The 23,731-nt window shown below is 36.5% G+C and carries 26 protein-coding genes; 23 read left to right on the top strand and 3 right to left on the bottom strand.

What is annotated here, in order from left to right:
• The first annotated feature begins 62 nt into the window (after positions 1-62).
• Complete coding sequence (spoIVB, locus tag QUF93_RS22055) at positions 63-1,361, top strand: SpoIVB peptidase (RefSeq protein WP_289360197.1); 1,299 nt, start codon at positions 63-65, stop codon at positions 1,359-1,361.
• Between the two features lie 287 nt (positions 1,362-1,648).
• Complete coding sequence (gene spo0A, locus QUF93_RS22050) at positions 1,649-2,443, top strand: sporulation transcription factor Spo0A (protein WP_002122410.1); 795 nt, start codon at positions 1,649-1,651, stop codon at positions 2,441-2,443.
• A 158-nt stretch (positions 2,444-2,601) separates the two neighbouring features.
• Here spo0A and QUF93_RS22045 read toward each other — a convergent pair whose 3' ends face one another.
• Complete coding sequence (locus QUF93_RS22045; RefSeq protein WP_289375812.1) at positions 2,602-2,748, bottom strand: YycC family protein; 147 nt, start codon at positions 2,746-2,748, stop codon at positions 2,602-2,604.
• Between the two features lie 50 nt (positions 2,749-2,798).
• On the opposite strand from QUF93_RS22045, the gene QUF93_RS22040 reads away from it, so the two are divergent.
• Positions 2,799-3,533: a glycerophosphodiester phosphodiesterase gene (locus QUF93_RS22040; RefSeq protein WP_289360196.1), complete on the top strand. Its 735-nt coding sequence runs from the start codon at positions 2,799-2,801 to the stop codon at positions 3,531-3,533.
• 42 nt (positions 3,534-3,575) lie between these two features.
• Here the strand turns inward: QUF93_RS22040 and QUF93_RS22035 are convergent, their stop codons facing one another.
• Positions 3,576-3,809, bottom strand: coding sequence for a DUF2627 domain-containing protein (locus tag QUF93_RS22035; RefSeq protein ID WP_002122407.1), 234 nt, complete (start codon positions 3,807-3,809; stop codon positions 3,576-3,578).
• A 137-nt stretch (positions 3,810-3,946) separates the two neighbouring features.
• Between QUF93_RS22035 and QUF93_RS22030 the strand changes: the two genes are divergently transcribed.
• The 19 genes from QUF93_RS22030 to QUF93_RS21940 all read left to right on the top strand — a co-directional run bounded on the left by QUF93_RS22030 (position 3,947) and on the right by QUF93_RS21940 (position 22,571).
• Positions 3,947-6,019, top strand: coding sequence for a sigma 54-interacting transcriptional regulator (locus tag QUF93_RS22030; RefSeq protein WP_289360195.1), 2,073 nt, complete (start codon positions 3,947-3,949; stop codon positions 6,017-6,019).
• A 195-nt stretch (positions 6,020-6,214) separates the two neighbouring features.
• On the top strand, positions 6,215-7,114 hold the full coding sequence (gene yqiS / locus QUF93_RS22025) for a phosphate butyryltransferase (protein ID WP_289360194.1): 900 nt from the start codon (positions 6,215-6,217) through the stop codon (positions 7,112-7,114).
• 35 nt (positions 7,115-7,149) lie between these two features.
• A complete protein-coding gene (locus tag QUF93_RS22020) occupies positions 7,150-8,250 on the top strand; it encodes a leucine dehydrogenase (protein WP_002122402.1) in 1,101 nt (366 codons plus the stop codon).
• A gap of 87 nt (positions 8,251-8,337) precedes the next feature.
• On the top strand, positions 8,338-9,441 hold the full coding sequence (gene buk / locus QUF93_RS22015; protein WP_128280987.1) for a butyrate kinase: 1,104 nt from the start codon (positions 8,338-8,340) through the stop codon (positions 9,439-9,441).
• A 4-nt stretch (positions 9,442-9,445) separates the two neighbouring features.
• A complete protein-coding gene (gene lpdA, locus QUF93_RS22010; RefSeq protein ID WP_000090438.1) occupies positions 9,446-10,867 on the top strand; it encodes a dihydrolipoyl dehydrogenase in 1,422 nt (473 codons plus the stop codon).
• Positions 10,868-10,894: 27 nt separating this feature from the next.
• Positions 10,895-11,896: a 3-methyl-2-oxobutanoate dehydrogenase subunit alpha gene (bfmBAA, locus tag QUF93_RS22005; RefSeq protein ID WP_000852549.1), complete on the top strand. Its 1,002-nt coding sequence runs from the start codon at positions 10,895-10,897 to the stop codon at positions 11,894-11,896.
• A gap of 13 nt (positions 11,897-11,909) precedes the next feature.
• Positions 11,910-12,893, top strand: coding sequence for a 3-methyl-2-oxobutanoate dehydrogenase subunit beta (gene bfmBAB / locus QUF93_RS22000; RefSeq protein WP_000290071.1), 984 nt, complete (start codon positions 11,910-11,912; stop codon positions 12,891-12,893).
• Between the two features lie 15 nt (positions 12,894-12,908).
• Positions 12,909-14,225 carry a dihydrolipoamide acetyltransferase family protein gene (locus QUF93_RS21995; RefSeq protein WP_289360193.1) on the top strand — a complete coding sequence of 439 codons (1,317 nt, stop codon included), beginning with the start codon at positions 12,909-12,911 and terminating at the stop codon, positions 14,223-14,225.
• A gap of 339 nt (positions 14,226-14,564) precedes the next feature.
• Entirely contained in the window at positions 14,565-15,743 is a 1,179-nt protein-coding gene (locus QUF93_RS21990; RefSeq protein ID WP_289360192.1) for an FtsW/RodA/SpoVE family cell cycle protein, read from the top strand.
• Positions 15,744-15,850: 107 nt separating this feature from the next.
• Positions 15,851-16,555 (top strand): DUF421 domain-containing protein, encoded by a 705-nt coding sequence (locus QUF93_RS21985; protein WP_289360191.1) that lies wholly within the window; start codon positions 15,851-15,853, stop codon positions 16,553-16,555.
• A gap of 73 nt (positions 16,556-16,628) precedes the next feature.
• Entirely contained in the window at positions 16,629-17,093 is a 465-nt protein-coding gene (locus QUF93_RS21980; protein WP_289360190.1) for an NUDIX hydrolase, read from the top strand.
• A 122-nt stretch (positions 17,094-17,215) separates the two neighbouring features.
• Complete coding sequence (locus tag QUF93_RS21975; protein ID WP_289360189.1) at positions 17,216-17,623, top strand: YjdF family protein; 408 nt, start codon at positions 17,216-17,218, stop codon at positions 17,621-17,623.
• A 143-nt stretch (positions 17,624-17,766) separates the two neighbouring features.
• Positions 17,767-18,180, top strand: a complete 414-nt coding sequence (locus QUF93_RS21970) for a BrxA/BrxB family bacilliredoxin (protein ID WP_002015097.1) — start codon at positions 17,767-17,769, stop codon at positions 18,178-18,180.
• 250 nt (positions 18,181-18,430) lie between these two features.
• Positions 18,431-19,210, top strand: a complete 780-nt coding sequence (locus QUF93_RS21965; RefSeq protein WP_289360188.1) for a transporter substrate-binding domain-containing protein — start codon at positions 18,431-18,433, stop codon at positions 19,208-19,210.
• Between the two features lie 36 nt (positions 19,211-19,246).
• Complete coding sequence (locus tag QUF93_RS21960) at positions 19,247-19,906, top strand: amino acid ABC transporter permease (protein WP_289360187.1); 660 nt, start codon at positions 19,247-19,249, stop codon at positions 19,904-19,906.
• Positions 19,899-20,621, top strand: coding sequence for an amino acid ABC transporter ATP-binding protein (locus QUF93_RS21955; RefSeq protein ID WP_002122376.1), 723 nt, complete (start codon positions 19,899-19,901; stop codon positions 20,619-20,621). The genes QUF93_RS21960 and QUF93_RS21955 overlap by 8 nt, the downstream gene beginning before the upstream one ends.
• A gap of 100 nt (positions 20,622-20,721) precedes the next feature.
• Positions 20,722-21,690, top strand: coding sequence for an aromatic acid exporter family protein (locus QUF93_RS21950; protein WP_002122374.1), 969 nt, complete (start codon positions 20,722-20,724; stop codon positions 21,688-21,690).
• Between the two features lie 16 nt (positions 21,691-21,706).
• Positions 21,707-22,267, top strand: a complete 561-nt coding sequence (locus tag QUF93_RS21945; protein WP_289360186.1) for a L,D-transpeptidase — start codon at positions 21,707-21,709, stop codon at positions 22,265-22,267.
• Between the two features lie 64 nt (positions 22,268-22,331).
• Complete coding sequence (locus QUF93_RS21940; protein ID WP_002122370.1) at positions 22,332-22,571, top strand: DUF3894 domain-containing protein; 240 nt, start codon at positions 22,332-22,334, stop codon at positions 22,569-22,571.
• Positions 22,572-22,661: 90 nt separating this feature from the next.
• Here QUF93_RS21940 and prli42 read toward each other — a convergent pair whose 3' ends face one another.
• Positions 22,662-22,754 (bottom strand): stressosome-associated protein Prli42, encoded by a 93-nt coding sequence (prli42, locus tag QUF93_RS21935; protein ID WP_000549036.1) that lies wholly within the window; start codon positions 22,752-22,754, stop codon positions 22,662-22,664.
• 310 nt (positions 22,755-23,064) lie between these two features.
• Here prli42 and QUF93_RS21930 point away from each other — a divergent pair, with 310 nt between their 5' ends.
• Positions 23,065-23,610: a GNAT family N-acetyltransferase gene (locus tag QUF93_RS21930; RefSeq protein WP_033712281.1), complete on the top strand. Its 546-nt coding sequence runs from the start codon at positions 23,065-23,067 to the stop codon at positions 23,608-23,610.
• Positions 23,611-23,731: the final 121 nt, after the last annotated feature.

Here is a 23,731-nt window from a genome sequence, read left to right as displayed (position 1 = left end):
CGCTGCAAGGAGAGATTAAAAAGTGAAGCCAAGAGGCTGAATGTGGGGTAGGAGCGAGGAGAGTGAACAAATTGAAATTAGAAAGATTTCGAAAAATAATAGGTCTTTGTCTCCTTGTTTCTCTAGTTTTTATTGGATGTTTTAAACCGCTTCGAACGTTTATTTCATCCCCGAAGCAACTTGTTGTTTTTGAAGGACAACAATCAGAAATAGCATCATTACCAGTTTTTAAGGCTTCATCTACAAATCGTAATGTATTTACGGTGAGTTCAAATGAACAAGAACAAGGGCTTATGGTAAATTCTCACCAAAACGGTGAAGCTGATATGGTGTTTCAACTTGCTGGTTTTCCAGTGAAAAAAGTAAATGTGAAAGTATTAAAAGATTTTAAAGTTATTCCAGGTGGACAATCGATTGGTGTAAAATTGAACACAAAAGGTGTACTTGTTGTAGGCCATCATTTAATTCAAACTGAAAAGGGTAAAGTATCTCCTGGTGAAACAGCTGGTGTACAGATTGGAGATATGATTACTGAAATCAATGGTAAAACAATTGAAAGAATGAGTGATGTAGCACCATTTATCCATAATAGTGGAGAAACAGGTGAACCGCTTAATCTTGTTTTATTAAGAGATGGAAAATATATTCGTGCTAAGCTAACACCACAAAAAGACAATGGTGAATCCTCTTACCGAATTGGACTGTATATTCGTGATTCAGCAGCTGGTATCGGAACGATGACATTTGTACATCCAAATTCTATGAAATACGGAGCGCTTGGTCATGTAATTTCCGATAATGATACAAAAAAGCCAATTCAAGTAGAAGATGGACAAATTATGCGTTCGACAGTAACGTCTATTGAAAGAGGAAGTCACGGGAACCCGGGAGAAAAATTAGCAAGATTTTCACCGGATCGTGAAGTGATTGGTAATATTACAATAAATAGCCCGTATGGTATTTTTGGGAAATTAAACACAAATATGACAAACGGCATAATGGATAAAGCAATGCCTATCGCATTATCCCATCAAGTAAAAGAAGGACCAGCGAAAATATTAACAGTTATTGATCAAGATAAAGTGGAAGCGTTTGATATTGAAGTTGTTAGTACGGTACCACAAAAGTTCCCAGCTACAAAAGGTATGGTTATAAAAGTGACAGATAAACGTTTACTAGCAAAAACGGGTGGTATTGTACAAGGGATGAGTGGAAGTCCGATTGTACAAAATGGGAAAGTGATCGGTGCGGTTACACATGTATTTGTAAATGATCCGACGTCAGGATATGGTGTTCATATCGAATGGATGTTACATGAGGCTGGAATTAATATTTATGATCAAGAGAAAAAAGCGAGCTAATACATATTAGCTCGCTTTTCTTTTGAAAAATTCGTTGAAATTTTGTAAAAGCTCCGCAAGAGCTGTTTTTTGTTGTAAGATATAAGAAAAGGGTTGAACGTTTCGCTGTAATTCTATGATGGAATGTGTTGCGAAAGGAAATAAATGAACGATAAACATATTTTTTTGTGATTTTATCGGAAAGTAAGAAACTTTAAAAGGAAATTTTCACACAATTGTCGAACAATTCATGTAGCCTAGAAGCTTACACATGTCGGAAGAATCGATTCGGTAAGGGAGGAAAAACTGTGGAGAAAATTAAAGTATGTCTTGTGGATGATAATAAAGAATTGGTATCGATGCTAGAGAGCTATGTTGCTGCTCAGGATGATATGGAAGTTATTGGAATTGCTTACAATGGTCAAGAATGTTTAAACTTATTGAAAGAAAAGCAGCCTGATGTACTCGTTTTAGACATTATTATGCCACATTTAGATGGTCTAGCTGTGCTAGAGAAAATGCGACATATTGAAAGGTTAAGACAACCTAGCGTTATTATGTTGACAGCATTCGGACAAGAAGATGTGACGAAAAAAGCGGTTGATTTAGGGGCATCATATTTCATATTAAAACCATTTGATATGGAGAATTTAACAAGTCATATTCGTCAAGTGAGTGGTAAGGAAAATGCTACTATTAAACGTCCATTACCATCTTTCCGATCAGCAACAACGATCGATGGAAAACCGAAAAACTTAGATGCGAGTATTACAAGTATCATTCATGAAATTGGTGTACCCGCTCATATTAAAGGTTACATGTACTTACGAGAAGCGATCTCTATGGTGTACAATGATATCGAATTACTAGGATCCATTACAAAAGTATTATATCCAGATATCGCAAAGAAATATAATACAACAGCAAGTCGTGTCGAGCGCGCAATCCGTCACGCAATTGAAGTGGCTTGGAGCCGTGGGAATATTGATTCTATTTCGTCCTTATTTGGTTATACTGTATCGATGTCAAAAGCAAAACCTACGAATTCCGAGTTCATCGCAATGGTTGCGGATAAGTTGAGACTTGAACATAAGGCTAGCTGAGAGTAGTACATTCAAAATAAATTTTTTTATAAAAGATCAATGAGTTTAAAGCACTCATTGATCTTTTATTTTGTTGTTCCATGCATTCATAATTTTAGTGGGTAAGTTATCCATGATATAATAGATGATAATAAAAAGCCCTGCAAAACAGGACTATATTAATCTTCGTCTTTATTTTGTTTTTCTAATTCAACTAACTTTTGGATTAAAATATGCTGTGGCATATGCATAAGTTGTTCAAGTGGAACACCTAACGCTTTGGATAGGCGGACTGCAGTGTCTGGAGAAATTTGTAATGGTCTCATAGAAGTACCTCCTTTTTCGTATAGTATAGCATAAGATTGGGGGAGTGAGGATGACTCTTATATTTGCACATCGTGGTGCGGCGGGAACGTATCCGGAAAATACAATGATTTCATTTGAAGCAGCGGAGGCTTTCGGGGCAGACGGAATTGAACTCGATGTTCAATTAACGAAAGATGGAAAAATTGTCGTCATTCATGATGAAGCTGTGAACCGGACCACGAATGGAAAAGGTGCTGTTCGAAATTATTTATACGAAGATTTATGTAAGTTAGATGCAAGTTATAAATTTAGTGAAAAAGTAGGTTTTTGTAAAATTCCTCTTTTAGAAGAAGTACTGGAATGGCTTGAAAAAACGCAATTGCTACTTAATGTTGAACTGAAAAATAATACAATTCCATATAGAGGCTTAGAGGAAGAAGTCATAACACTTGTACGTAAGTTTAGTTTAGAGAATCGGACTATTTTTTCTTCCTTTAATCACTACAGTATGAAGAGGTGCCATATGATGGCTCCTGATATTCAAACAGCTATTTTGTATCGTGAAGGTTTGCATAGCCCGTGGGCATATGCAAAAAAGATGGGTGCTACTGCAGTGCATCCGAATTATCGTTATCTTCAAGATGCCATCGCTGAATTAACGATGGAAAGTGGTGTAGAGGTTCGTCCTTATACGATAAATGAAGAAACGCTTATGCGTAAATATTTTGATATGAACATATCAGCGATTATTACTGATTATCCTGAAACAGCAAGAACTTTATTACCGATAAAAAATGAGACCTAATATAATGGTCTCATTTTTTTATCGGTATGTGAAAACTTTGTTCTATCTTCTGAAGCGGGCTTGTACTTTATTTTTCTTACGATCTCTGTGTAAGACGAAGCCACCGAAAATATAAAATCCGAGTGCAAAGCAAAGAGCACCGATTAAAAATTGTAACCATAATATAGGGATTGGGGAGAATAAAATCCCAAATACAGTATCTCTCATTAGTTTAATACCAAGCACGGCTAATGAAATCGGGATGAGTGCTAATAATAGAGCGAGGTAACGCTGCATACATAAATCTCCTTTTCAGATTATTTTGTTTATTTAAATGATGTTATATGAAAAGGGGGTTTGTCAAGAGGTTGCTGAACGAGTAAGATAAGGATGTGAAAAATTTTGCAGAGATACTTCGAGAGGAAGTGTGATGTATGAAACAAAAGGTGTTAATTGTTGGAGCAGGTGAAGGTGGGAGTACACTGCTGAGTCTGTTACAAAATTCGAATATATTTCAAATTATAGGAGTTATTGATATTAATCCAATTGCGAAAGGATTACAAATCGCAAAGGAATATGGGATCCCGATTGGTGATAGTGTAACTCCGTTTCTTTCTATTCATATTGATGTAATGTTTGATATGACAGGTGATTATGATTTACATAAAGTTTTATTGGGAAGCAAGCATAAAGATACCCTTCTTATTCCGGGGGATATTGCGAAGATTGTTACGAGATTAGCGCATGAAAAGGAAGGCTTAATTGGAAAGTTGGAAGAACAGACGCAACAAGGGAATTTAATTTTAAATTCAACGCATGACGGTATGATTGTTATAAATCAAGAGGGACAAGTTCGTCTGTTTAATAAAAGTGCAGAGCGTATTATCGGATATAAGAAAGAAGAGGCGATAGGGAAATATATTTTAGAAGTTATTCCAACGAGTAAGTTGCTTCGTATTATACGAACGAAAAAAATAGAAGTGAATCATGAACTGACGTTAGAGAATGAAAAAAAGATTATTACAACGCGTATCCCGATATTAAAAGAAGATGGGGAAGTTCAAGGGGCATTTGCGATTTTTAAAGACATTACAGAAGTTGTAGATTTAGCGGAAGAAGTTACAGACTTAAAAGAAGTTCAAACGCTACTTGAGGCGATTATTAACTCATCTGAGGAAGCGATTTCGGTTGTTGATGAGAAAGGAAGAGGACTAGTTATAAACCCTGCTTATACGAAGTTAACGGGTTTGACGGAAGAAGATATTCTTGGGAAGCCGGCTACAACTGATATTGTAGAAGGTGAAAGTATGCATATGAAAGTACTTCGGACGCGCCGAGCGGTACGAGGGATACATATGAAGATTGGGCAAAAAAAGCGAGATGTAATTGTAAACGTAGCGCCGGTTATTGTTGATGGAATATTGAAAGGAAGCGTCGGGGTAATTCGCGATGTATCAGAAATTCAAAAGTTAACAAATGAATTGAATAGGGCAAGACAAATCATTCGAACGTTAGAAGCGAAATATTCATTTGATGATATTGTTGGCGATTCAGATGAAACGACGGCAGCTATTGAACAAGCGAAACTTGGAGCGAATACACCAGCAACAGTATTACTTAGAGGGGAATCTGGTACGGGGAAAGAGTTATTTGCACACGCTATTCATAACAGTAGTAATCGAAAATACAATAAGTTCGTACGAGTAAACTGTGCTGCTATTTCTGAGACATTATTAGAAAGTGAATTATTCGGTTACGAGGAAGGCGCGTTTTCTGGAGCTAAAAGAGGCGGGAAACGAGGATTCTTTGAAGAAGCGAATAATGGAAGTGTTTTTTTAGATGAAATCGGAGAGTTATCTGCAAATACGCAAGCGAAGCTCCTTCGTGTACTACAAGAAAAAGAAATTGTGAAAGTAGGGGGAACGAAGGCGATACCTATTAACGTTCGAGTGATCGCTGCGACGCATGTGAATTTAGAAAAAGCTATTTTAGAAGGGGAGTTCAGAGAGGACTTATATTATCGTTTAAATAAAATCCCGATTCAAATTCCTTCCCTTCGTCAGCGTAAAGGAGACATACCAGCGATTGCAGAAAGGTTAATTCAAAAAATCAATCAAGATTATGGTCGTAATGTAGAAGGACTCACCGATTCAGCCGTTTCATATTTACAATCATATGAATGGCCAGGAAATGTTAGGGAACTTGAAAATATTTTAGGACGAGCTATTATCTTTATGAATTATAACGAGATATACATTGATGTACATCATTTACCGCCTTTACATAAAGAAGAACAAGTAGAGACGAAACAAAATAATTTATTACCTGAATTAGAAGAGAAGGCCCTTGAACACCTAGTGACAGAATTTGAGGGGAATATTATCCGTGAATATTTAGAGAAATTTGATGGGAACAAAACGAAGACTGCGAAAGCGTTAGGAATTTCAGTTCGGAACTTATATTACAAGCTAGAAAAGTACGACTGCGCAAAAAATAGCATGCAATAAATTGCGTACCATGCAATTTATTGCATGGTATACAAAAAGCGACAAAACGAGACAGAATATTTCGTTGTTTTCCAAAGTATTGATTTTACTGCATTTTGAATGCGTTTTCATTATTGGTAAGACCACTTTTAAAAGTTGGCACGGTATTTGCTTAATGAATAGACGAGGGACGACGGAAAGGGTTGATTACAAAATATGAAGTTAGAACACTTAATTGATCAAGCAGCAGGACAGCCTAAAAAAACTGTGGCTGTAGCAGTAGCTGAAGATCATGAAGTAATTGAAGCTGTAGCGAAAGCAATTAAGTTACAGCTAGCTCAATTTCGTCTATATGGAAATCAAGAGAAAATAATAGGGATGCTACAAGAGCATGGGTTACAAACTTCAGAACATATTGAAGTGATTGCAGCAGCGTCAAGTGCTGAGGCTGCAGAACTTTCTGTTAAAGCTGTAAGAAATGGCGAAGCAGATGTGCTAATGAAGGGGAACATCCCAACAGCAAATATTTTGAAAGCTGTATTAAATAAAGAGTGGGGACTTCGTAAGGGTAGCGTACTTTCACACGTTGCAACATTTGAAGTTCCAAATTACGATCGTCTTATTTTTGTTACAGATGCAGCGATGAACATTGCACCTGATGTAACACAAAAAGCTGCTATTATACAAAATACTGTAGAAGTTGCCCAGGCAATAGGAATTGATTTGCCGAAGGTAGCGCCAATTGCAGCGGTAGAGGTTGTTAATCCTGCGATGCAAGCGACAATTGATGCAGCGATGTTAACTCAAATGAATCGCCGCGGACAAATTAAAAATTGTGTCGTTGATGGACCACTTGCTTTAGATAATGCAGTATCACAAATTGCAGCAGAACATAAAGGCATAGTAAGTGATGTAGCAGGTAAGGCAGACATTTTACTCGTCCCAACGATTGAAGCTGGAAATGTGCTATATAAATCACTCGTCTATTTTGCAAATGCAAAGGTAGGAGCGATGATTGCTGGCGCTAAAGCACCGATTGTTTTAACATCACGTGCTGATTCAGCAGAAACAAAAGTATATTCATTAGCATTGGCAGTTGCGACTGCTTCAAAATAAACCAAATAGGGTAAAACAATTAGGGGGAAACGACAATGACATTAGAAATCTTCGAATACTTAGAAAAATATGATTATGAGCAAGTAGTATTTTGTCAAGATAAAGAATCTGGTTTAAAAGCAATCATTGCAATCCATGATACAACACTTGGGCCAGCACTTGGTGGAACAAGAATGTGGACATATGATTCTGAAGAAGCGGCGATTGAAGATGCATTGCGTCTTGCAAAAGGGATGACATACAAAAACGCAGCAGCTGGTTTAAACTTAGGTGGTGCGAAAACAGTAATTATCGGTGATCCACGTAAAGATAAGAGCGAAGCAATGTTCCGTGCATTAGGACGCTACATTCAAGGATTAAACGGACGTTACATTACTGCTGAAGATGTTGGTACAACTGTAGATGATATGGATATTATCCATGAAGAAACTGATTTTGTAACAGGAATTTCACCATCATTCGGTTCTTCTGGTAACCCATCTCCTGTAACTGCATACGGTGTTTACCGTGGTATGAAAGCAGCTGCAAAAGAAGCGTTCGGTACAGATAATTTAGAAGGAAGAGTAATTTCTGTTCAAGGTGTTGGTAACGTAGCATATCACCTATGCAAACATTTACACGCTGAAGGAGCAAAATTAATCGTTACAGATATTAATAAAGAGGCTGTGCAACGTGCAGTAGAAGAATTCGGTGCAACAGCAGTTGAGCCAAATGAAATTTACGGTGTTGAATGTGATATTTATGCACCATGTGCATTAGGCGCAACAGTTAATGATGAAACTATTCCACAACTTAAAGCAAAAGTAATCGCAGGTTCTGCAAATAACCAATTAAAAGAAGATCGTCACGGCGACATCATTCATGAAATGGGTATTGTATACGCACCAGACTATGTTATTAATGCAGGTGGCGTAATTAACGTAGCAGACGAGTTATATGGATACAATAGAGAACGTGCACTAAAACGTGTTGAGTCTATTTATGACACAATTGCAAAAGTAATCGAAATTTCAAAACGCGATGGCATAGCAACTTATGTGGCAGCAGATCGTCTAGCTGAAGAGCGCATTGCAAGCTTGAAAAACACTCGTAGCACATACTTACGCAACGGTCACGACATTATTAGCCGTCGCTAATCATTCATATACAACTTTTACAAAAGGTGTGGTTACCTCTTATGAGGTTCCCACTTCCTTTTGAATTTATTAGTGGAGGTAGCAACATTGTCCTTAAATCGAATTCTTGTTATTAATCCGGGTAGTACATCCACAAAAATTGGTGTTTTTGATAATGAAAGACCCGTTTTAGAAGAAACAATTCGTCATGACGAAGAACAAATTGGAAAATATAAGCGTATTATCGATCAATACGAGTTTCGTAAAGAAACAATCTTAGAAGTTCTTCATTCTCACGGTATTAACATTTCAAAATTGAACGCTGTTTGTGGACGTGGGGGATTACTTCGTCCAATCGAAGGCGGAACATACACAGTAAACGATGCGATGTTAGAAGATTTAAAAAATGGATTTAGCGGTCACCATGCTTCAAACCTTGGAGGCATTTTAGCATATGAAATTGCTTCTGGTTTAAATATTCCAGCATTTATTGTGGATCCTGTTGTTGTAGATGAAATGGAGCCGATTGCTCGTATTAGTGGTATTGCTGGTATGGAACGTAAAAGTATTTTCCATGCATTAAACCAAAAAGCAGTTGCTCGTAAAGTATCTGAAGAATTAAACCACAAATACGAGGATTTAAATTTATTAGTTACACATATGGGCGGCGGTATTACAGTTGGTGCTCATAAAAAAGGAAAAGTTATTGATGTTAATAATGGCTTAAACGGAGAAGGACCATTTAGTCCAGAACGTGCTGGTACAGTACCAGTAGGACAATTAGTTGAAATGTGTTTCTCTGGAGAGTATTACCGAGACGAAATGGTTAAAAAACTTGTCGGACAAGGTGGACTTGTAAGTCTTATCGGCACAAATGATGCAATTAAAGTAGAACAAATGGTTGAAAAAGGTGATCCTGAAGCAACTCTTATTTATAAAGCAATGGCATATCAAGTTGCAAAAGAGATTGGCGGAGCTAGTGCTGTACTTCACGGGAAAATCGATGCAATCGTATTAACTGGTGGACTTGCGTACAGTAAAATTCTTGTCGATGAAATAAAAGAACGTGTTGACTGGATTGCAGATGTTATCGTACATCCAGGAGAAGATGAATTACAAGCGTTAGCAGAAGGAGCACTTCGTGTATTACGTGAAGAAGAAGCGCCGAAAGAGTATGTTGTAAGAGAAAAACAAACAGTAGCTAGGGGTTGAGATAATGGCAAGAGAATATGATTTAGTCATCGTTGGCGGCGGTACAGGTGGATATGTTGCTGCTATTCGCGCATCACAACTAGGATTAAAAACAGCACTTGTTGAAAAAGAAAATCTTGGTGGTACTTGTTTGCACAAAGGATGTATTCCTAGTAAAGCTCTTTTACGTAGTGCAGAAGTATACGCAACTGCTAAAAAAAGCGAAGAGTTCGGAGTTATTGCAAGTAATGTAGAACTGAACTTTGCAAAAGTACAAGAGCGTAAAGAGAAGATTGTAACGCAGCTCCATAAAGGCGTTCAACATTTAATGAAACAAGGTAAAATTGATGTGTTTGAAGGTATTGGCCGTATTCTTGGTCCATCTATTTTCTCTCCGATGCCAGGGACAATTTCAGTTGAACTTGCAAGTGGAGAAGAGAATGAAATGTTAATTCCAAAAAATGTACTTGTTGCAACAGGTTCTCGCCCAAATTCATTACCAGGTTTAGAATTAGATGGAGAGTACGTAATGTCTTCAGATCATGCTCTAAAAATGGAAACGCTTCCTAGCTCGATTATTATCGTTGGTGGCGGTGTAATTGGTATTGAGTGGGCATCTATGCTTGCTGACTTTGGTGTAGAAGTTACTGTGTTAGAGTATGCGAAAACAATATTACCACTAGAAGATCAGGACGTTTCAAAAGAAATGCAACGTCTATTCAAGAAAAAAGGTATTAAAGTGGTAACTGGTGCAAAAGTATTACCAGAAACATTGGTAAAAGATAATGGAGTAACAATTCAAGCTGAACATAATGGTGAGAATAAAGAATTTAAAGCAGAAAAAATGCTTGTATCTGTAGGAAGACAAGCCAATACGCAAAATATTGGTTTAGAGAATACTGATATCGTTGTGGAAAAAGGATACATTCAAACAAATGAGTTTTATCAAACGAAAGAATCTCATATTTACGCAATTGGAGATGTAATCGGTGGCCTGCAACTTGCTCACGTTGCTTCTCATGAAGGAATTGTTGCAGTAGAACATATTGCAGGGAAAGAAGTTACACCAATTGATTACTCTATGGTATCAAAATGCGTATATAGCAGCCCAGAAGTTGCTTCTGTCGGTTTAACAGAACAAGAAGCGAAAGAAAAAGGCTATAAGTTAAAAGTAGGTAAGTTCTCATTCCGCGCAATCGGAAAAGCACTTGTATACGGAGAATCAGATGGATTTGTAAAACTTGTAGTTGATGAAGAAACAAATGACATTCTTGGTGTTCATATGATTGGACCACATGTAACAGATATGATTTCTGAAGCTGGTCTTGCAAGAGTACTTGATGCAACACCTTGGGAAGTAGCACATACAATTCATCCGCATCCATCATTATCTGAGGCGATTGGTGAAGCAGCGCTAGCTGTAGATGGAAAAGCGTTACACGCATAAAAATGTGGATTTAGGAGGTTATGAAAAATGGCAGAAGTAAAAGAAAAGCGCCATGAAGAGCTTGGCTTAAGTGATGAGCAAGTATTAGAAATGTTCCGTACGATGTTACTTGCACGTAAAATTGACGAACGTATGTGGTTATTAAACCGTGCAGGTAAAATTCCATTCGTAATTTCTTGTCAAGGACAAGAGGCTGCGCAAGTTGGAGCGGCGTTCGCTCTTGATAGAGAGAAAGATTATGCATTACCATATTACCGTGATATGGGTGTTGTATTAGCGTTTGGTATGACAGCTAAAGAGCTTATGTTGTCTGCTTTCGCGAAAGCTGGAGATCCAAACTCTGGCGGTCGTCAAATGCCTGGTCACTTCGGTCAAAAGAAAAATCGTATTGTGACAGGATCATCTCCAGTAACAACACAAGTACCACATGCAGTTGGTATTGCGCTAGCTGGAAAAATGGAAAAGAAAGATTTAGTAACGTTTGTTACATTTGGAGAAGGTTCTTCAAACCAAGGTGACTTCCATGAAGGCGCAAACTTTGCTGGTGTACACAAACTACCTGTTATTTTCATGTGTGAAAATAATAAATATGCAATCTCTATTCCGGTTGAAAAACAATTAGCATGTAAAAACGTATCAGATCGTGCAATTGGTTACGGTATGCCTGGATATACAATAGACGGAAATGATCCGCTTGCAGTATACAAAGCTGTAAAAGAAGCAGCAGACCGCGGCCGTCGTGGTGAAGGCCCGACTTTAATTGAAACAGTATCATATCGTTTAACAGCACATTCTAGTGACGACGATGATCGTGTTTATCGTGATAAAGAAGAAGTAGAAGAAGCAAAGAAAAAAGATTCAATTATAACATTTGCAGCTTATTTAAAAGAAGCTGGCGTGTTAACTGAGGAATTTGAAAAACAAATGTTAGACGAAATTATGCATATCGTAAATGAAGCAACAGAATATGCAGAAAATGCTCCGTATGCAGCACCTGAAGATGCATTGAAGCACGTATACGCAGAATAGGGGGGAACGTTTCATGGCTGTAATGTCTTATATTGATGCTATTACATTAGCAATGCGCGAAGAAATGGAACGCGATGAGAAAGTATTCGTTTTAGGAGAAGATGTTGGTAAAAAAGGTGGCGTGTTTAAAGCGACACACGGTTTATATGATCAATTTGGTGAAGACCGTGCGCTTGATGCACCGCTTGCAGAATCTGCAATTGCTGGGGTAGCAATTGGTGCGGCAATGTATGGTATGCGCCCAATCGCTGAAATGCAGTTTGCTGATTTCATCATGCCAGCAGTAAACCAAATTGTTTCTGAGGCAGCAAAAATTCGTTATCGTTCTAACAACGATTGGACTTGTCCAGTTACAATTCGTGCGCCATTTGGTGGCGGTGTTCACGGTGCATTGTATCATTCACAATCTGTAGAAGCGATGTTTGCAAACCAACCAGGTTTAAAAATTGTTATCCCTTCTACACCATATGATGCAAAAGGCTTATTAAAAGCAGCAATCCGTGATGAAGATCCAGTATTATTCTTCGAACATAAACGTGCATATCGCTTAATTAAAGGTGAAGTGCCAGAAGATGACTATGTATTACCAATCGGAAAAGCAGATGTAAAACGCGAAGGTGATGATATTACTGTTATCACTTACGGATTATGTGTTCACTTTGCTCTTCAAGCAGCTGAGAAGTTAGCACAAGATGGCATCTCTGCACACATTCTTGATTTAAGAACGGTATATCCGTTAGATAAAGAAGCAATTATTGAAGCAGCTTCTAAAACAGGTAAAGTTCTTCTTGTAACAGAAGACAATAAAGAAGGAAGTATTATGAGTGAAGTGGCAGCAATTATTGCTGAAAATTGTCTGTTTGATTTAGATGCGCCAATCGCACGTCTTGCAGGCCCAGACGTTCCGGCAATGCCATATGCACCAACAATGGAAAAATTCTTTATGGTAAATCCAGATAAAGTTGAAAAAGCAATGCGTGAACTTGCGGAATTTTAATCGGGGGGACTATACATGGCTGTAGAAAATATCACAATGCCTCAGCTCGGGGAGAGCGTTACAGAGGGAACAATTAGTAAATGGCTCGTTAATGTTGGCGATCACGTAAATAAGTATGATCCGCTTGCAGAAGTAATGACGGATAAAGTAAATGCAGAAGTACCATCTTCTTTCACTGGTATTGTGAAAGAGTTAATAGCTGGTGAAGGTGATACGTTAGCTGTAGGTGAAGTTGTTTGTGTCATTCAAGTAGAAGGCGCAGATGAAGTAGCTGCAACAGCTGTAGAGGAAAAAACGAAAGAAGAACCAAAGGCAGAAGTAACTACTGCTGAGAAAGCTCCAAAAGCAAAACAACCAACTGATGGGAAACCACGTTTCTCACCAGCAGTTTTAAAACTTGCAGGCGAGCATAACGTTGATTTAGATCTAGTAGAAGGTACAGGATCAAATGGTCGTATTACTCGTAAAGATATTTTAAAACTTGTGGAATCTGGAAATATCCCGCAAGCAGGTGCGAAAAAAGCAGAAGCGGTAGCAGCAGTAGTAGAAGCTCGTCCAGAAGCACCGAAAGCAGCACCAGTAGCACAAAAAGTAGAAGCTGCAAAACCAGTTTCAGTACCAACAATGCCTGGAGATATCGAAATTCCAGTAACAGGTGTGCGTAAAGCAATTGCAGCAAATATGTTACGCAGTAAACACGAAGCACCTCATGCTTGGATGATGATTGAAGTAGATGTGACAAACCTTGTGTCATACCGTAATTCAATTAAAGGTGATTTCAAAAAGCGTGAAGGCTTTAACTTAACATTCTTTGCTTTCTTCGTAAAAGCAGTAGCACAAGCGTTAAAAGAGTATCCTCAAATTAACTCAATGTGGGCTGGCGATAAAATCGTTCAGAAGAAAGATATTAATCTTTCTATCGCTGTTGCAACAGAGGATGAACTATTTGTACCAGTAATTAAGCAAGCAGACGAAAAAACAATTAAAGGTATCGCTCGCGAAATTACAGAACTTGCAGGAAAAGTACGCACGAAATCGTTAAAAGCGGACGAAATGCAAGGCGGAACATTTACAATTAATAACACAGGATCATTTGGTTCTGTTCAATCTATGGGCATTATTAATTACCCACAAGCGGCTATTTTACAAGTTGAATCAATTGTAAAACGACCAGTAATTATGGATAATGGTATGTTCGGTGCTCGTGACATGGTTAACTTATGTCTATCACTTGATCACCGTGTACTTGATGGTTTAATTTGTGGTAAGTTCTTAGGACGTGTAAAAGAAATTTTAGAAAATACGTCAGAAAATAATACATCTGTATATTAATAAAAAGCTCGCTTAGGCGAGCTTTTTATCATCTTATTTCTTCTTCTGCTCCTATTATATGTACAACACTTTTCCCAGTAATCTTACAATGGACGATTATGTATTAGGAATTTACGAAAATACATTGCTGATATATGGTATATGGATATAAAATAAAAAAAGAATAATTTTTTTGGCAAATCTTACTGACGAAACTGTAGTATAATATATTGTATTGTATGAAAAAGAGAGTTATTCTATATAAGTGTTTTATAGATAATGTGTAATCAGTCGTCAAAACATGAAGAGTATTGACTCCTGGTTTTTTATTTTGCCGTAACAATGTTTCAGGAGGATGTCATGAAAAGAAGTACCGAGTTTCTAAAAAGTTTAGATGTAAAATTAATTTTAATTTTGTTTGCATTTTGTGTTATAAGTATAACTGCTATATATAGCAGTCAGCAAACCGGACAATATGGAGAAGCGAACTTTGCTATGAAACAGGGTTTGAACTACATAATTGGAGTTGTATTGTTATTGCTTGTTGCAAGCATCGACTTAGATCAATTACAAAAATTGTCTTGGCCACTTTATATCGCTGGGTTCGGTTCACTTATTCTTTTGAAAATACTACCGGTTTCCAGTTTTACACCTGAAAAATTAGGTGCAAAAAGATGGTTTGTTTTTCCAGTAGCTGGACAAATTCAGCCATCGGAGTTTTTCAAAATTTCATTGCTTCTCGTAGTAGCAAGTATAGCAGTGAAACATAATGCACAGTATATGGCGAGGACATTCCAAACAGATTTAAAACTAGTAGGTAAAATTATGCTAGTATCCCTTCCTCCTATGGCCGTTGTATATAGTCAGCCAGATACAGGTATGGTGTTCTTATATGCTGCTGCCATTGCATGTATTTTATTTATGTCAGGTATTCAGAAGAAATTGATAGCATTATGTACAGTTATTCCGGTCACCATATTAACTGCGTTAATATTTATTTACGTAAGGTATGAGGATTTCTTCTTTAATAATTTAGTTACTTTACTAAAACCTCACCAACAATCACGTATTTTAGGTTGGTTAGATCCATTTGAACATACAGATCAAGGTTATCAAACACAGCAATCGATTTTAGCTGTAGGTAGTGGAGGTATGGAAGGGAAAGGATTCGGTGAAGGGAACGTCTATATTCCAGAGAAACACACTGACTTTATTTTCGCTACAATTGCCGAAGAAGGTGGATTTATAGTAGCGGCGTTAGTTGTATTCTTGTTCCTATTACTATTATATCGAACAATTATTATCGGTTATTCTGCCGATAATTTGTTCGGTACATTATTATGTGCTGGATCTATCGGTATATTAACGGTTCAAATATTCCAAAATATCGGTATGATCGTTGGATTAATGCCTGTAAAAGGTATTGCGTTACCTTTCTTATCATATGGGGGAAGTTCCTTATTCTCGAATATGATTATGATGGGGCTCATATTATCGGTACGGAAAACGTATAAAAAATATATGTTTTCAGTTAAGTAAAAAAGCTGGTTCGTGTAAAAACGAACCAGCTTTTTTTACATATATGCTCTTAAACGTTGCAAACTAAAACAGACTTGTAGTTTGGAATGTTTAAGGAGTGCAATGTGATGCATATGCATATTTTTGAAGGAGCACGGCACCTTTCTAATAGCGAATGGGTTGTTCGAGCTATTATAGCGTACATATTTTTAATATTAGTTGCGAAAGCGATGGGACAAAGGTCCATCGCACAACTTCGATTTTTAGATGTTGTATTAGTGTTATTGCTTGGTGGGAATATTTCTAACGCATTATCAGATGAAAAGGTTGGATTACTCGGTTCGATGATTACAACGTTTATACTCGTTGTACTTCACATCATAAGCTCTGTTTTAATGTTGAAATGGGATAGGTGGAGACGTTTTTTAGAGCCTGCACCTATTATTCTTATACATAATGGTTCCATTGATTTTAGTAACTTAAAAAAAGCGAGAATTACGGTGGAATATTTATTTTCGGAACTTCGCGTACAAAATGTGAGCGATATTAAAACGATTAAATTAGCATTGTGGGAAGCAAGCGGCGTTGTTTCTATATTTCAGTATCCAGAATATGCAGCAGTTTCTCGTCTTGATCTTAAAGTAGCGGTGAGAAAATCTCCAGTTGCTTTTATTTTAGTGAAGGATGGTAGAATTCAGCAAGATGTACTCGCTTTATTAGGAAAAACGGAAGAGTGGGCGAAAGAGTGTTTAGAGAAGAATGCAGAAATTGAGTCCATTATGTTAGCTACGGTGGATGAAGCATGTAAAATAAATATTTTGTTGAAAAAATGAAATACATACGCATTTTGTCGTTTCATACATATGATACAATAGTGTGGACAACGAAAAAATGGGAGGTGTTTCCATGGGATATGTAGAGGAGTTACGAAAAGTAGTTGGTCATCGCCCCTTAATTTTAGTTGGTGCTGTTGTACTTGTTATAAATGAAAATGGTTATGTTTTATTACAACAGCGAACAGAGCCGTACGGAAAATGGGGGCTGCCTGGCGGGCTAATGGAGCTTGGTGAATCACCAGAAGAAACAGCTTACCGTGAAGTATATGAAGAGACAGGAATAGAAGTAAAGAATTTGCGATTAATCAATGTATTTTCTGGAGCGAACTATTTTACAAAATTAACAAACGGTGATGAGTTTCAATCCGTAACGACAGCCTATTATACCGATGAATATGAAGGGAATTTTGTTATGAATAAAGAAGAAGCGGTTCAGCTTAAATTCTTCCGGGTAACAGAGCTACCTGATTATATTGTAGGATCGCATAAAAAAATGATTGTGGAATATATGAAAATTATGGAAAAAAAGATATAATAGTAGTGGAAGAAATACAAAAACACAGTTCTGGTCGGTAGTCCAGACGCATGATTTCATGTCAGTAACCTTCCCCTCCGGGATGTCCAGTATTTCTAATTTTTTTAAAGGAGGGGCTGTCAATGGATTTGACAGTATATCACGATGGTCAATTTTTCGTAGGAATTATTACGCATAAAGAAAAAGGGAAATTGTATGGAGCAAGGTATATTTTTGGAATGGAACCTTCAGACGAGGAAGTACTTATATTTGTGAATGGTCCAATGTTAGCATATTTCCAGCACGTTGCAAAATACGGTGTGGAAGTTAAAGAAAAACAGCGTCCAAAAAATATAAAACGTATCATACGACAAGCGGCAAAAGAAGTAAATGTAAAACGTTTTACAAAGGCGCAAGAAGCAATTAGTTTATCTTATGAACTGCATAAACAAGATAGGAAAGTGCAATCTAAAGAGAGACGAGAAGCAGAGAAGCAGCGAAAACGTTTTATAAAAGTACAAAAAGCAAAGCAAAAGCATCGTGGTCATTAATAAAAGGTGTTAGAGCAAGAGCTCTAACACCTTTTATATGTTGAAATACAAGTAAACTTACTTGTATTCTCTAAACATTAACTGGTAAGATACAAATAGGTAGAATTAGAGGAGGGAAAAGATTGATTAACTTTAACTTTTTTATGAATGATGTTGTCCGTCAAGCGCGTGAAGAGATTGTCTCTGCGGGATATACAGAATTGACGACACCAGAAGCAGTTGAAGAAGCATTTAAAAGAAATGGTACAACACTTGTAATGGTAAACTCTGTATGTGGTTGTGCAGGTGGCATTGCTCGCCCTGCTGCTGCACATTCCGTACATTATGATAAACGTCCTAACCACCTTGTAACGGTATTTGCGGGGCAAGATAAAGAAGCAACAGCACGAGCTCGTGAATATTTTGAAGGATATCCACCTTCATCTCCATCATTTGCATTATTAAAAGATGGAAAAATTGTAACGATGGTAGAACGTCATGAAATTGAAGGTCATGAACCAATGCAAGTCATTGCGAAATTACAATCGTATTTCGAAGATAATTGTGAAGAACTATAAATAAGTGAAAAGGCGGTACATCCACGGTTACATGGATGTACCGCCTTTTTTTATTTAGTATTTAAAACGATAGGATATGCATATGGATACAGTTTTATGCGTTATTTTATGCATGAGAAATAGGGTATTTAAGGTAATTTCATTTATTTTTATTTTATATATTGCATAAAAATTAAACTACTGATACAATACAAACATCGAATAAACATTCCAATTAACTTTTAAATATACATTATTAGGGGGAAGAAAGATGAAGAAGTTTTTATCAATATCGTTTGCACTTATTTTAATTGTAAGTATGTTCAGTGCTTGTAGTAATGGGAAAGAAAAGGCTACTGAAAAAAATGAAAAAGTACTTGTTATGGGTACTTCAGCGGACTATAAACCTTATGAATACGTGGAAGCGTCAAAGAGCGATGAAATCATCGGATTTGACATTGATATCGCAAAATATATCGGAAAAGAACTTGGCTATGAAGTGAAAGTGAAAGATATGGATTTTGGTGGTTTATTAGCATCTCTTAGCTCAGGAAAAGTTGATTTCGTTATGGCAGGTATGACGCCAACTGCAGAGCGTAAAAATAATGTTGATTTCACAGATATATATTTTGTTGCTAATAATATGATTGTTTCTAAAAAGGATTCTAACATTAAATCATTAGAAGATTTAAAAGGGAAAAAAGTAGGGGTACAAACAGGATCTATTCAAGAAGAAAAGGCAGCTGAATTTAAAAAACAAGTTGATTTCACAGTTGAGGGACGTGACCGTATACCAGAAATCGTGCAAGAAATTAAAGCGGGTCGTTTTGATGCAGCGATTTTAGAAGATACAGTAGCGAAAAATTATTTAGAGAAAATGAAAGAATTACAAGGAATTGAAATTAAAGAAGCACCAGAAGAAGTAGGAGCAGCAATTGCCCTTCCAAAAAACAGTGATAAAACAGAAGAATTTAATAAAGTGATTAAAAAAATGCAAGAAAATGGAGAAATGGATAAATTAGTGAAGAAATGGTTTGGCAGCGAAAAATAAGCTGCCTTTCACTTTTCTGTGAGAGGAATGAAAAGAATGAACTTGGATTTTTCGGCAATTACGCCTTCAATACCATATATATTAAAAGGGCTAGAAGTTACTTTGAAAATTGTAGCTGCATCAGCTTTGGCAGGATTTATTTTAGGGATGTTATTAGCGCTTTGTAAAATTGCTAGAATACGAGTATTAAATATTGCAGCAGATATTTATACATCAATATTTCGTGGTACACCGCTAGTATTGCAATTAATGATTATTTATTTCGGTGTTCCGCAAATGATTGGGTATGAGATACCGGCCTTTTTAGCAGCTGTACTTGCATTTAGTTTAAATTCAGGTGCATATATGTCAGAAGTAATTCGTGCCGGCATTCAAGCGGTTGATAAAGGACAAACAGAAGCGGCTATGGCTTTAGGGGTTCCTTACGGAAAAATGATGAGAAATATTATTTTTCCTCAAGCTTTAAAAAATATATTACCAGCACTTGTAAATGAGTTTGCGACTCTTACGAAAGAATCGGCTGTAGTAACTGTAATTGGAGCAACAGATTTAATGCGCCGTGCTTACATTGTAGGCGGTGAAACGTTTAAATATCTTGAGCCATTACTTTTTGTTGGACTGATTTATTATATGCTAGTCATTATTCTTACATTAGTCGGGAAAGCCATTGAAGGGAGAATGAAAAAAAGTGATTAAAATTGAAAACCTTCATAAGTCATTTGGGAAAAATGAAGTATTAAAAGGAATTACGACAACGCTTGAAAAAGGAGAAGTTGTTGCAATTATCGGACCGTCTGGATCAGGGAAATCAACATTTTTACGTTGTATGAATATGTTAGAAGCACCGACAAATGGTCACATTTGGATTGGAACGGAAGAAGTAACGAACCCGAAAACGAATATCATGCATGTTCGTGAAAATGTCGGAATGGTATTTCAGCATTTTCACCTATTTCCTCATATGACTGTATTAGAAAATATTACGTATGCTCCTATTAATGTAAAAGGAGTAAAGAAGCAAGAAGCGGAAAAGAAAGCAGAGAAACTTTTAGAAAAAGTAGGATTATTAGATAAAAAAGATACGTATCCGAATCGCCTTTCAGGAGGACAAAAGCAACGTGTAGCAATTGCAAGAGCGTTAGCGATGGAACCGGAAGTTATGTTGTTTGATGAACCGACCTCTGCGTTAGATCCAGAAATGGTGAAAGAAGTGTTAGAAGTTATGAAATCATTAGTTACGACAGGAATGACGATGGCAATCGTTACACATGAAATGGGATTTGCAAAAGAAGTAGCAGACCGTGTTCTCTTTTTAGATGGTGGAAAGCTCGTAGAAGATAGTGCTCCAGCAGAATTTTTTGCAGCACCGAAGAGTGAACGTGCGCAACAATTTTTACAAAAGATATTGTAATATGTAAAGGTTAAGTGAATAATAAGTAGAAAAGGATGACATTGTGTCATCCTTTTTTTATACTAACTTTAAATACAGTTATACATATAGGAGTAATGATATGTTTAAAATTGGATACCGTACAGTAAAAACAGCAATAGGGACAGGTGCGGCAGTCTTAATTGCTCAGTTATTAGGTTTAGAATTTTATAGTTCAGCGGGTATTTTAGTCATTTTATGTGTACAAAACACGAAACGTAAATCAGTTCAAGTATCGTTACATCGTTTTTTAGCTTGTGTATTATCAATGGTATTCGCATTTTGTATTTTTGAAACAATTGGTTATACACCACTTGCAATTAGTGTATTATTACTTACATTTATCCCTACTGCAGTTATGTTTAAAATTCAAGAAGGGATTGTCACGAGCTCAGTTATTGTCATGCATCTATATTCATTGAAACAAATTACATGGCTTATAGTTGGAAATGAAATTGCTATACTGACGATTGGAATTAGTGTCGCTTTATTAGTAAACATGTACATGCCAAGCAGTGAGAATAAACTGAAAGAGTATCAAGGGAAAATAGAAGACCATTTCAGAACGATTTTGTTTGAAATGGTCGTTTATTTACGAAATCGAGATAGTAATTGGAGTGGGGCCGAATTAATTGAAACAGAAATGATGCTAAAAGAAGCAAAAGATTTATCATTTAAAAAACTTGAGAATGAATTTATGCGTGAAGATGACTATTATTATCGGTATTTTGATATGCGTATGCAACAATTTGAAATTTTGGAGCGAATGATACCATTAGCTGCATCACTGTCTTGGACGTATGAACAAGCTGATATGATTGCAGACGTAATCGAAAATATAGGAAATTCTATTCGTCCTGAAAGTACAGGGGTCATTTCGTTAAGACAACTTCAAGAAATGCGAGAGGTATTTAGAGAAATGCCTTTACCAGTCTCGCGAGAAGAATTTGAAATACGTGCAAAACTCGTTCAACTTGTTTATGAAATGGAGCAATATTTGCTCATTAAAAGTCGTTTTAAGGGAAAGGATAATATAAAAGAACTTATTTAGAAGGTAGGAATTATATATGCCGTATCTTCTTTCTTTATTATTATGTTTTTCTTTATCGCCGATTTGGCCTCTTGGTGATAATCCACGTGCTGGAGATCCTTTTATAATTGTAAATAAAGCGACAAATAAACTTGCTTACATTGACGATGGGAAGATTCAAAAGATTTTTCCAGTAGCGACAGGGAAAACAAATGAATTAACCCCAGAAGGAACTTTTGATATTGTACTGAAAGCGAAGGATCCGTATTATATTGCGAAGGATATTCCTGGTGGATCTCCGAAAAATCCACTTGGATCGAGGTGGATGGGATTTAACGCAAGAGGAACTGATGGAAGTAAATATGGGATACATGGGACAAATCAGCCTAGTTCAATTGGAAAATATATTTCGCAAGGATGCATAAGAATGAAGAAACATGATGTGGAATATTTGTTTGATCGTATTCCAATTGGAACGAAAGTATCGATTGTGAAATCGAAAAAAACATTTCAGCAATTGGCGAAGGAAAAAGGGGCCATAGTATTTGGAAAAGCCAACGAAACGGTTGGCTTTTTTCTTTTCTATAAGTTGTCTTGACATGTGTACATAACCATGCGTTAATGAGAATATATAAAGATAATTAAGTAAAGGGGTTGCTCATATGTATTTGAATCCAAAAATTTCTTACATGCAGTTTTGCATTGGTTTTCTATTTGTCATTACATTCATATTAGCAACTTTTAATATATGTTCTTACGTTGTAGCGATTGTATTTATGGCATTACTCAATCTTACTTTTGTTATTGGGGCATTTCAGCAGAAACAATATACAAGTTTTGTAATAGCACTTGTAATGGCTTTTTCCTTTAGTATTGTAGCAATTGTAATATATATAAAATAAAATGTTCATTACAAGTTAGACTATCTCGATTTCGAGATGGTCTATTTTGTATGTGTAAGCAGTAAAAAAAGGACGAGTGAATCGTCCTTTTTACCAAAACATACTTGCGCCAGTAAGTAGTGTTGTTACAAGCATAGAAATTAGCATTATATAAACCATAATTTTTTGAGCTTTTTTATGCATCGTTAAACCTCCTTGCAAATCAGTACAAATTTTATCCCGCTATTTGCGGACAGTAAGGGTCTCACCTCAAAATTCGGCGAATGCGGGGAAGTTAGGTAGGAGATCAACTATCCGTAAGCGCCCGATTGGTGCAACTAATTAAAGCTTCACTTTATTGTAACGAGAAATGGATTTGTGGACAAGGGGAGAGAAATGACAAATTTCGAGAAATGTGTGTAAAGTATAACAGGAAATTTTTGTGTGTGTAGAGAATATATTAAAAGATAGAGTACTAGTTTTTTGTTATGCAGGCATGAAGAATGGAGATACGATGATGAAAATATACGAAACAGATCGTTTACATTTAAGAGAAATTGATGAGTCGTATGCGGAAAAAGTTCTTCAATATTACGACAAAAATCGTGAATTTTTAAAAGCGTGGGAAGAGTATAGACCGGAGGATTTTTTCACGTTAGATTATCAAAAGAAAAAGTTACAAAAGGATAGAAAAGAGTTCGCGGAAGGTAAGATCATCAGGCTTTGGATTTTTAAAAAGGGTGATGATACGAAAATAATTGGTTGTATTTCATTTAATTTAATCGTTCGTGGTATTTATCAATCTTGTGTACTCAGTTACAAATTAGATAAAGAAGAGTTGAATAAAGGCTATACGACAGAAGCGCTTAGAAAAGCAATTCAAGTTGCTTTTGAGGAATCTCATTTACATCGTATAGAAGCGCCGATTATGCCACGTAATTTAGCATCTATACAAGTAGTGACGAAGATAGGCTTTCAATATGAGGGAGTATCTAGGAAGATGTTAATGGTAAATGGAATCTGGGAAGATCATATGCGCTGGGTATTGTTAAACGAGTAATAGGAGGCAGATGGGGATCTAGATGTGTTAACCATCTGTTTTTTGTCTTGTATTTCGAAACTTTTGCGAAATTCTGTTATAATTAATGTTGTTACATACATAATGGTAGTGCAGGAGGCGC

It is taken from the genome of Bacillus hominis (genome assembly GCF_030348325.1).
Lineage (GTDB): Bacteria > Bacillota > Bacilli > Bacillales > Bacillaceae_G > Bacillus_A > Bacillus_A hominis.
Note: the sequence above shows the minus strand (reverse complement) of the source record. Positions and strands in the feature narration are given on the sequence as shown.

Excerpts from the sequence above, each read along its gene's own strand:
- bfmBAA (WP_000852549.1), top strand. The coding sequence starts at position 10,895 with ATGGCAGAAGTAAAAGAAAAGCGCCATGAAGAGCTTGGCTTAAGTGAT.
- QUF93_RS21940 (WP_002122370.1), top strand. The coding sequence starts at position 22,332 with ATGTATTTGAATCCAAAAATTTCTTACATGCAGTTTTGCATTGGTTTT.
- bfmBAB (WP_000290071.1), top strand. The coding sequence starts at position 11,910 with ATGGCTGTAATGTCTTATATTGATGCTATTACATTAGCAATGCGCGAA.
- QUF93_RS21985 (WP_289360191.1), top strand. The coding sequence starts at position 15,851 with ATGCATATGCATATTTTTGAAGGAGCACGGCACCTTTCTAATAGCGAA.
- yqiS (WP_289360194.1), top strand. The coding sequence starts at position 6,215 with ATGAAGTTAGAACACTTAATTGATCAAGCAGCAGGACAGCCTAAAAAA.
- QUF93_RS22035 (WP_002122407.1), bottom strand. The coding sequence starts at position 3,809 with ATGCAGCGTTACCTCGCTCTATTATTAGCACTCATCCCGATTTCATTA.
- QUF93_RS22020 (WP_002122402.1), top strand. The coding sequence starts at position 7,150 with ATGACATTAGAAATCTTCGAATACTTAGAAAAATATGATTATGAGCAA.
- QUF93_RS21995 (WP_289360193.1), top strand. The coding sequence starts at position 12,909 with ATGGCTGTAGAAAATATCACAATGCCTCAGCTCGGGGAGAGCGTTACA.
- QUF93_RS21960 (WP_289360187.1), top strand. The coding sequence starts at position 19,247 with ATGAACTTGGATTTTTCGGCAATTACGCCTTCAATACCATATATATTA.
- prli42 (WP_000549036.1), bottom strand. The coding sequence starts at position 22,754 with ATGCATAAAAAAGCTCAAAAAATTATGGTTTATATAATGCTAATTTCT.
- QUF93_RS22045 (WP_289375812.1), bottom strand. The coding sequence starts at position 2,748 with ATGAGACCATTACAAATTTCTCCAGACACTGCAGTCCGCCTATCCAAA.
- QUF93_RS21965 (WP_289360188.1), top strand. The coding sequence starts at position 18,431 with ATGAAGAAGTTTTTATCAATATCGTTTGCACTTATTTTAATTGTAAGT.
- QUF93_RS21945 (WP_289360186.1), top strand. The coding sequence starts at position 21,707 with ATGCCGTATCTTCTTTCTTTATTATTATGTTTTTCTTTATCGCCGATT.
- QUF93_RS21990 (WP_289360192.1), top strand. The coding sequence starts at position 14,565 with ATGAAAAGAAGTACCGAGTTTCTAAAAAGTTTAGATGTAAAATTAATT.
- QUF93_RS22030 (WP_289360195.1), top strand. The coding sequence starts at position 3,947 with ATGAAACAAAAGGTGTTAATTGTTGGAGCAGGTGAAGGTGGGAGTACA.
- QUF93_RS21980 (WP_289360190.1), top strand. The coding sequence starts at position 16,629 with ATGGGATATGTAGAGGAGTTACGAAAAGTAGTTGGTCATCGCCCCTTA.
- QUF93_RS21970 (WP_002015097.1), top strand. The coding sequence starts at position 17,767 with ATGAATGATGTTGTCCGTCAAGCGCGTGAAGAGATTGTCTCTGCGGGA.
- lpdA (WP_000090438.1), top strand. The coding sequence starts at position 9,446 with ATGGCAAGAGAATATGATTTAGTCATCGTTGGCGGCGGTACAGGTGGA.
- QUF93_RS21975 (WP_289360189.1), top strand. The coding sequence starts at position 17,216 with ATGGATTTGACAGTATATCACGATGGTCAATTTTTCGTAGGAATTATT.
- QUF93_RS21950 (WP_002122374.1), top strand. The coding sequence starts at position 20,722 with ATGTTTAAAATTGGATACCGTACAGTAAAAACAGCAATAGGGACAGGT.
- QUF93_RS22040 (WP_289360196.1), top strand. The coding sequence starts at position 2,799 with ATGACTCTTATATTTGCACATCGTGGTGCGGCGGGAACGTATCCGGAA.
- QUF93_RS21930 (WP_033712281.1), top strand. The coding sequence starts at position 23,065 with ATGATGAAAATATACGAAACAGATCGTTTACATTTAAGAGAAATTGAT.